Origin of the sequence: Sphingomonas sp. CCH9-F2, from assembly GCF_001556735.1 — a bacterium.
Lineage (GTDB): Bacteria > Pseudomonadota > Alphaproteobacteria > Sphingomonadales > Sphingomonadaceae > Sphingomonas > Sphingomonas ginsenosidimutans.
This window is the reverse complement of record NZ_LSJO01000081.1, coordinates 21012-28891: the sequence shown is the minus strand read 5'-3', so window position 1 is coordinate 28891 and position 7880 is coordinate 21012. Positions and strand designations below refer to the sequence as shown.

7 protein-coding genes and 1 pseudogene are annotated in these 7880 nt (G+C 67.1%); all 8 read right to left on the bottom strand.

Annotation, left to right across the window (positions count from 1 at the left end; translation table 11 throughout):
- A pseudogene (locus tag AX685_RS02400) lies at positions 1-255 on the bottom strand (hypothetical protein); the annotation flags it as partial.
- Positions 256-467: 212 nt separating this feature from the next.
- Entirely contained in the window at positions 468-3314 is a 2847-nt protein-coding gene (locus AX685_RS02395; protein ID WP_066485040.1) for a phage/plasmid primase, P4 family, read from the bottom strand.
- Positions 3315-3381: 67 nt separating this feature from the next.
- The gene (ssb, locus tag AX685_RS02390; protein WP_066485037.1) at positions 3382-3882 is read right to left on the bottom strand and encodes a single-stranded DNA-binding protein; all 501 of its coding nucleotides are present in this window, start codon (positions 3880-3882) and stop codon (positions 3382-3384) included.
- Positions 3879-4619 (bottom strand): hypothetical protein, encoded by a 741-nt coding sequence (locus AX685_RS20810; protein WP_082740449.1) that lies wholly within the window; start codon positions 4617-4619, stop codon positions 3879-3881. The genes ssb and AX685_RS20810 overlap by 4 nt, the downstream gene beginning before the upstream one ends.
- Positions 4619-4870 carry a DUF2312 domain-containing protein gene (locus AX685_RS23030; RefSeq protein WP_066485041.1) on the bottom strand — a complete coding sequence of 84 codons (252 nt, stop codon included), beginning with the start codon at positions 4868-4870 and terminating at the stop codon, positions 4619-4621. Before AX685_RS23030 ends, AX685_RS20810 begins: the two co-directional genes overlap by 1 nt.
- Before the next feature lie 284 nt (positions 4871-5154).
- A complete protein-coding gene (locus AX685_RS02380; RefSeq protein ID WP_066485035.1) occupies positions 5155-6132 on the bottom strand; it encodes a DNA-methyltransferase in 978 nt (325 codons plus the stop codon).
- Positions 6129-7517 carry a helicase gene (locus tag AX685_RS02375; protein WP_066485033.1) on the bottom strand — a complete coding sequence of 463 codons (1389 nt, stop codon included), beginning with the start codon at positions 7515-7517 and terminating at the stop codon, positions 6129-6131. The genes AX685_RS02380 and AX685_RS02375 overlap by 4 nt, the downstream gene beginning before the upstream one ends.
- Positions 7514-7879 carry a hypothetical protein gene (locus tag AX685_RS02370; protein WP_156445616.1) on the bottom strand — a complete coding sequence of 122 codons (366 nt, stop codon included), beginning with the start codon at positions 7877-7879 and terminating at the stop codon, positions 7514-7516. Before AX685_RS02370 ends, AX685_RS02375 begins: the two co-directional genes overlap by 4 nt.
- Between the last annotated feature and the right edge of the window lies 1 nt (position 7880).

Here is a 7880-nt window from a genome sequence, read left to right as displayed (position 1 = left end):
GGGGCGGATCGCCGCATCGATCCGCGCCTCGCCCGCATCGCGCCCGCCGTCATAGGCGGCGTCCGGCAGCACCATGTGCCACGGGCCATCCGCCCCGCCGCGCAGCCACCCGCGCTCGCGGTCACCGCCGCGCCAGCAGGTCAGCATCGCCTCGACCAGCCGGTCCTGCACCGCATCGAACGTCCATTCCGCCGCACCTTCCATCGGAACCGCCGCCCCGTCGCCCCGCGCTTCCATTTCGGCCCGATGATCCATCGCAGAATTCCCTGTTTCGCGTGGCATCCGAAGATGCCAGATTGTTGATTGGAAGGGGTGGAAGGAAAACAAAGGTAATTCATCATGTGCGCACATATGCGCACACACATCATGGCGGGTGGCGTCATCCGATTTCCAAGCGTTCCAACACCGCACAATTCCTCATGTTCTTGCCTTCCATCCCGACATTCCGCCGGAACCGTCTCCTGTTCCTAAACGGGGTAATCGTCTGCCGAATAGGGCGGCGATCCATCGTCCCGGCCGCCATCATGCTCGGCGAAGTCGCCCGGCTGCTTGACCATCTCGATATCCAGCCACTGGATGCCGTTGGATCGCTTGTTCTCGAACCCGCGGTCCTGCATCGCCGCGGTGAAGCCGGCCTGTTGCCACTCCGCCGCGCCATTGGCCTTCGCCCATGCGCTGTAGAGCGCGAACAGCTCGCTCGACTTGGCCTTCGCCCCGTCCACGATGCGCACGCAATCGTCCAGGAACCGCCCCAGCTGGTCGCTCTGCTCGCGGTACTTGGCCGTCGCCGCCTTCACGCTGTCGGGTTCGATCAACCCATGCTCGCGCCAGTCCAGCAACCCCTCCAGCAACCTGTTGAGCACGCCTGACGCCTCGCCGCGCAGCTTGTCGGGCAGCGCGCGGTCCACCTTGTCCGCCGCGATCTGGACGTCCCACGGCACCAGCATCACGCGCCGCCAGATGCCGTCGTCATGCCCGGTGATCTTGGGCTTGTGATTGCCCGACACCGTCACCTTGAAGCTGGGCAGGTAGGTGAAGAACCCCTTGTGCAGATACCGCGCGTCGATCGGCTCGCCCCCGGTGATCAGCTTGATCAGCGCCTCGGCCAGCTTCGCCCCCTTCTCCGGTTCGGAGGTCCGGAGGAACCGGATGCCCGGCAACCGCGCCAGATCGGGCGTGGCATCGCCGCCCTTGCGCCCCTTGCCCTGGTCCAGCAGCGTCTCGATCGCGATCGACCCGCCGTAATCCCCCGCGATATGGCCCCACAGGTCGACCAGCGTCGATTTGCCGTTGCGCCCCTTGCCGTGGAAGAACGCCAGCTTCTGCTCGCTGATATCGCCCGTGATCGAATATCCGCCCCATTGGTGCAGGAACCGGCGCACGACGGGGTCCGGCTGCACCACCTCCAGAAACGCGTCGTAGACCGGACTGGCGGCGCCTGGCTCGAACCGCACATGCGCCACCTTGCTGATCAGGTCGTCCGGCCGATGCTGGTCGAGGCGCAACCCCCATCGGTCGCCGATCGTGATCGCTTTCATCGCGCCGTCTACCATCGCCCAGCGCCGGCCCTCGCGGGTCAGCCGCAACGTGCCGTTCAGGACGTTGATCGCCATCCGGTCGACGTCCATCGCATCCGCCCCGATCGCGATCCCCTGGAACGACTTGACCAGATTGGCCACGCAGTGCAGCCGCTGCGCGCCCTCGCTCGACATCGCATGGTCGCGCAGCATGTCGCTGAAATAGATCGGCACCTTGTTGTCGCCGCTACCGCGCCACTTGACGATGAAATCCAGAGTCGCCGCGCGCTCCGCATCGCTGGCGTCGGCCGGCAGTTCCTCTTTCAGGCCCGACGCCGCGACCAGATCGGCCTCGTGCCGGATCGCGCGCACCGTCTCGAACACCGCGAAGCTGACCTTGCCCGGCACCTTGTCCTTTTCCTCGGACAACAGCTCCCACCGCCGCCCGTCCCACACGAACCACCCCAATTCGGCGCAGAACCGGAATTTCCAGCCATGCCGCCGCCAGAACCGCTCGGCATTGCCCAGGTCGGTGCGCGGCAGCATCGCGCATTCGCGATCCACCACGTCGTCACGGGGCGGCGCGATCCGCCCCCCGCCCCCCATAGTGGAAACTGTGGCCGGCGTTCCGTCGTGGAAGTCGCCCGCTCCGCCGTCCGCGTCGGGTCCGGGTGCGGGAACGTCGTCGGAATAGGCATCCACGGGCGGCAGCGGCGGAAAGGACGATCCAGCGGACCCGCCGCTGTCGCGGCGGCGCGTGTTCGTGATGCCGCTCAGGTCATGCGGCTGCTGGCGCCCGCCCTCGATGCCGTTGTCGATCGCCTGGACGTGCCGGTCGAACGCCGCCGGGTCGAACCCCTGCACCACGGTCACCAGCGTCGCGCGCACCACAGCCTCGCTGATCGCGCCGGCACCGATGAACCCGCCCATGTTGAACGCCGCGGCATAGGCGGCCTTGTTCCGCCCGCCGTGCCGCCCCCCGCCGCGCGGCGTCGCCGCCAGCTCCGCCGCGGTGCGGTCCAGCGCGCCGATCGCATAGCGCCGGTGCGCCTCGTCCACGTCGACCGGGAACACGTCCGACTCGGCATAGTCGCGCAGCCCGCGCGCCGCCGCGACCGGCCGCGCCTGGTCATCGCCGCGCGCCGCGCGCCGCTTCGGCGTACGCAGGATCTCGACCAGCGCCGCCGGCATGTCGACGATCGCCGCCCCCGCATCGCCGCGCAGCCAGCCATAGCCGCCCGGCACGCACCGCCGGCCGTCGCCGACGCACACGCTGGGCGGCACGATCACATACCCGCCCTCGCCGCGCACATCGATGTGATCGGGCAGGCTCCCGACGTTGCCGATCGGCGCGCCGTCCGGCATCCGGAAATAGCAATGCACCCCGCCGGACGGCGTGCGCACCGCCAGCGTCACCGGCAGCGCGCACCCCATCTGGGCTTCCAGCTCGGCCTTCAGCCGCTCCAGCGTCCACACTTCCTCGCCGGTCACCTCGCCGGTGTCCGGATCGACGATCTCATCGACGCGCGGATCGAAATCGATCACCAGCATCCCCGCCCGGCCGACCGCGACGCCAATCATCGCCTGCGGCCAGCGTTCCCACCAGCCGCGGATCATCGCTTCGTCGGTGCTGGCCTTGGTCACCCCGCCCGAACCGCGGATCGGCTTGCCGTCATCGTCCAGGTCGCGCCCCAGCAACGGCGCCTTGTTCGCCGGGCTGCACGGAAACACCGGCCAGCCACGGCGCGCGAAATCGATCGCCGCGTCGACCATCGACGCGGGCTGTGTATCGGTCATTGTGATGATCCCTCCCGGATACGAAACACGGCGCGCATCACCCGGCGCGCCCGCGGGTCACCGCCCGTCAGAACGGGATATCGTCATCCAGGTCGGCCGCGCTGCGGAAGGCGCCCCCGGTCGATCCGCCACCGCCGGCCGCCGCACCCCCGCCGCCCGTCGCGCCGCTCCCCCGCGTATCCGAATAGCCCGAATAGTCGTGCCGCCCCGGATCGGCCTCGCGCCGGTCCAGCAGCACCAGCGCGGCGTTGAACGCGCCCAGCACCACCTCGGTCGAATAACGGTCGACGCCCGCCTGGTCCTGCCATTTGCGGGTACGCAGCTGGCCTTCGATATAGACCTTGCCGCCCTTGCGCAGATATTGCGTCGCGACCTTCTGCAGCCCCTCGTTCAGCACCACGACCGAATGCCATTCGGTCCGCTCTTTCTGCTCGCCGGTCGTGCGGTCCTTCCACCGCTCCCCCGTCGCCACCCGCATGTTCACCACGCTGCCGCCATTCTGAAAGCTGCGACTTTCGGGATCGGCGCCCAAATGCCCGATTAGGATGACCTTGTTAACGCTGCTCATGAATTTATGTCCTGTTGAGCTAAGTGGCACAGCATGTCGCACCGAGGCGCTACGGCTTCGGTAAGCGGCCAGTCCTCTGGCAATTCATCGACAAAATAACGAACCTTGGCGATCACCAAGCAACGCGCGCCCAGTTCCCTGCTAAGCTTAGCGAACCTCCAGAACTTTTCCGGCGCAAACTTCCTGATGACAGCCCAGTATCCGGGAGACTCCCCTTTACCGCACGGTATGCAGTTCGCATTATGTAGCCCCCACGTGTAAACTTTTGGCAGCGCCACGCCAGAACTTGTCACAATTGCCATGCATGCGCGCTTATCTAGGCCAGCGTCGATCAGCGGAGTTCGTATATCAAGTTCTGGATAATTTTCGCGCAGCCGTTTGGCGCGCGCGATATCCGCGCGATCAGAAGTGTACCCAAAAACGTGAATGTCATCATGCCTCTGAAATTCTAGGCGGGGAGCAATCTTAAGCTCGCCCGTACACCTCGCGCCCTTTACCCCGTTGATCCAACGATGGCGTTCCCAGACATCCCAAGTGCTTGCATATTCTTCGGATGCTATTGTTGTAACTGATCGTCCCCACCACACCTCACAGTCACGTTGGAACCGATCATTATCTTCGTCTTCACTGTTTGTTGCGCAGTGGACGATAATGGCATCCGGATATTCCTTAAGGGTAAGGCCGGTCGCAACGGCGCTAGCGGTGCCGCGCGAGAACCAGCTGACCGTTCGCGGCATCACATCATCCCCAGCGCGCGCATGTAGACCTCCAGGATCGCCGTCTCTTCCTGCTGCTGCTCGCGCGGCTTGGCGCGGATGCGCAGGATCCCGCGCAGGGCGGTGGGATCGTATCCGCGCGACTTCGCCTCCGCGAACACGTCCTTGATATCCTCGGCGATGCCCTTGCGCTCTTCGTCCAGCCGCTCGATCCGCTCGATCAGCAGCCGCACCTGGTCCGCCGCCACACCCTCGACCGTCTCGCTGGCGATCGTCTCGCCGCTATTGTGCCCGGCCGATACGCCGGCATCATCGTCGCCCGCGTCATCACCGGCGCCGTCATCCGCCGGCGCCGGCACGTACACCACGGCCCCGCCGTCGCGACGCTCGCCGATCCACCCCGCGCCGGTCAGCGCCCGCGCCATGCATTTCAGCGACGGCCCCGCCGCGCGGATATGCCCCGGCAGCAGGTCCGCCACCTCGCCCAGCGTGATCGCATCGCGACCCACCAGCATCGCGCCCACCGCGGTCGCGACCTGCACCTCCAGCCGCGTCCTCATGCCGCCGCCTCGCGGTCGTCTTGCGCATCGACCCCGGCGAACAACCCCACCTGGTGCGCATCGACGCTGTCGAGGTTGCGCAGCGCCTGCGCGAAATAGGACGGCTTCAGCTCCACCCCCAGCCCGCGCCGCCCCATCTGCGCCGCGACGAACACCTCGCTACCGATCCCTGCGAAGGGCGACAGCACCACATCGCCCGGATTGCTCCACAGATCGACGCACCGCCGGATGACGCCCAGCTGCAACGGCGCGATATGGCGTTCGTCGGCATGATCGCGCGCGGCGCGATACTGCAGCGTGTCGCCCGGATCGATATCGTCCCACACCGGGTCCGCATACCGCTGCCAGATCGCGATCGACCGCGCGTCGCCCTCCATCGTCGCCGCCGCAAGCTGCGTCGCGGGATCGTCGCCGAAATAATGCTCGAACACGCCCGACACCGGCTCGGGATTCAACCCCGGCTTGTACAGCGTGACGACATAGTCGGCATAACCCTGCCGGCTGCGGCAACTGTCCTTCTTTACCTGCTTGTGCAGTAGCCCGATCGCCTTGGTGCGCTGCATCGCCGTCACCGGATCCTTGCGGATGCACACCCGGCTATGGAAGATGAACCCCTGCGCCTCCGCCGCGCGGATAAGATCGCCGGGGAAGTCCCATGTGCCGATGAATCCGTCGCGCGCCTTCGATCGCGGCATGTCCATGCAATGCATCGACACCAGCCGCCCCGGCTTCAGCACGCGATACAGGCCCGCCAGCACGAACGCGAAGTGCGCGAAGAACTCCTCGTCCGTCCGGCAATTGCCCAGGTCGCGATCACTGTTGGAATAGGTGTACAACGATGAGAAGGGCGGCGAGAACACACTGAACCCGACGCTCTCGTCGGGCAGTTGCCCCAGCACCTCGACGCAGTCGCCATTGTACAGGCCCCAGCCGCCGCCCCCGTCGCCCTCGCGAAAGTCGATCGCCTCGATCATGCTGCCTCCAGAAATGACGGCAGCGCCAGCGCCCGCCGCGCATAGCCCGCCTTCTCGCGCGCCGCCGCGCTCACCCCGATCGTCGAGAAACCGGCCATGGCCGCGACCATCGCCTCCTGCATCCGCGCCGCATCGGCTTCCTTGCGCTTCAGGTTGGCCAGCACCGCGCCTTCGGTGCGCGCCGCGATCAGATGCGCGTCGACCGCATGCTGCTGGCCGAACCGCCAGAAACGCCGCACGGCCTGGTACAATTGCTCGAAACTGTCGTTCAGCCCGGTGAACGCCGTGTCATGACAATGCTGCCAGTTCATGCCGAACCCGCAGATCGACGGCTTGGTCACCAGCACGCGCACCTGCCCGGCCGCGAAGGCGCCCAGCACCTCTTCCTTGCGCCCCTCCGCGTCGCCCCCGCGGACCTCGACCGCGCCGGGGATCGCCCGCGTCAGGGCCTCGCTCTCCGCGTTCAGGTTGCACCACGCCACCGCCGGGCGATCGTGCGCCGACAGCAGCGCCGCTGCCGTGTCGACGCGCGGAACGATACTGTCGCGCCGCGCCGCCAGCCGCTCGGACAGCGTGCGCGCCTCCATCGCGAACAGCGTCGCCATTCCCGCCTGCGGCCCGTCCACCTCGACCAGATGTTCGTGCATCCGCAGCGGCGGCAGCTGATATGCGCCGTCCGCGAAGCCCAGGTCGCCCGGGCGCGTCAGCATCACCGCCCAGCTGGCGACCCAGCGCCAGAATTCCCCCTCGGCATGCCGCTTCAGGCGCCATTTCGACGTATCGCCGCCATCATGGATGAAGAACGTCGCCAGCATTTCGGCGTGCGTCATCACGCCCAGGTACTCGGCATGATTGCCCAGCTCCATGAAGTCGTTCGGCGCCGGGGTCGCCGATGCCGCCAGCCGGAACGCGATCCGCCGCGCACCCGCGATCAGGGCGTGGCGCGTCTTGCCGTCGAACGCCTTCAGGATGCTGCTCTCGTCCAGCACGATCCCGCCCAGCCGGTCCATGTCGAACCGCGCCAGCTTGTCGTAATTGGTGACATAGGCACCGGCCCCGCGGACGTCGCTGTCCTGCGACGCCCGCGTGACGCCGATCCCGAACTTGTCGCCCTCACCGACGAACTGCGCGGCGACGGCCAGCGGGGTCAGGATCAGCACGGGGCGATTGGTATGCCGCGCGACCGCATCCGCCCACGCCAGCTCCATCACCGTCTTGCCCAGCCCGGTCCCCGCGAACAGCGCCGCGCGCCCGCGCCGCAATGCCCACGGGACGATCGCCGCCTGGAAATCCGACAGTGCGGCGGGCAGTCCGTCCGGCTCCGAGATGCCGGTCGGCGGATCGATCGCCGCCTTGCCGGCGAGGAATGCCGCATAGTCGCTCACGCCAGCCCCCGCATCGCCGCCGCCAGATCGGCATCCTCGAACACCCGCTCGAACATCGCCCGCGCCATCGGCAGGTCGCCGTCGCGCACGTAGCGGAAGCCATCCTCGATCGCGCGATCCTCGGTGCCGGCCAGCCCCAGGAAGCGGTAAGCGTTGATGATAGCGTCGTCGTGCAACAGCTCCATCACCTCATCCTCGTCGACCGTGACGGCGACCGTGATCTCCTCGTCCGCGTCGAATTCCCGCCCCGCTCCCGCGATGATCCGGTCGAGCGTCACGTCGCCGGGGATTCCCGCCTCGCGCAACATCTTCGCCAGTTCGTCCGGCCCGAAATCGTTGTCGAATTCATAGGTGCGCTTCATC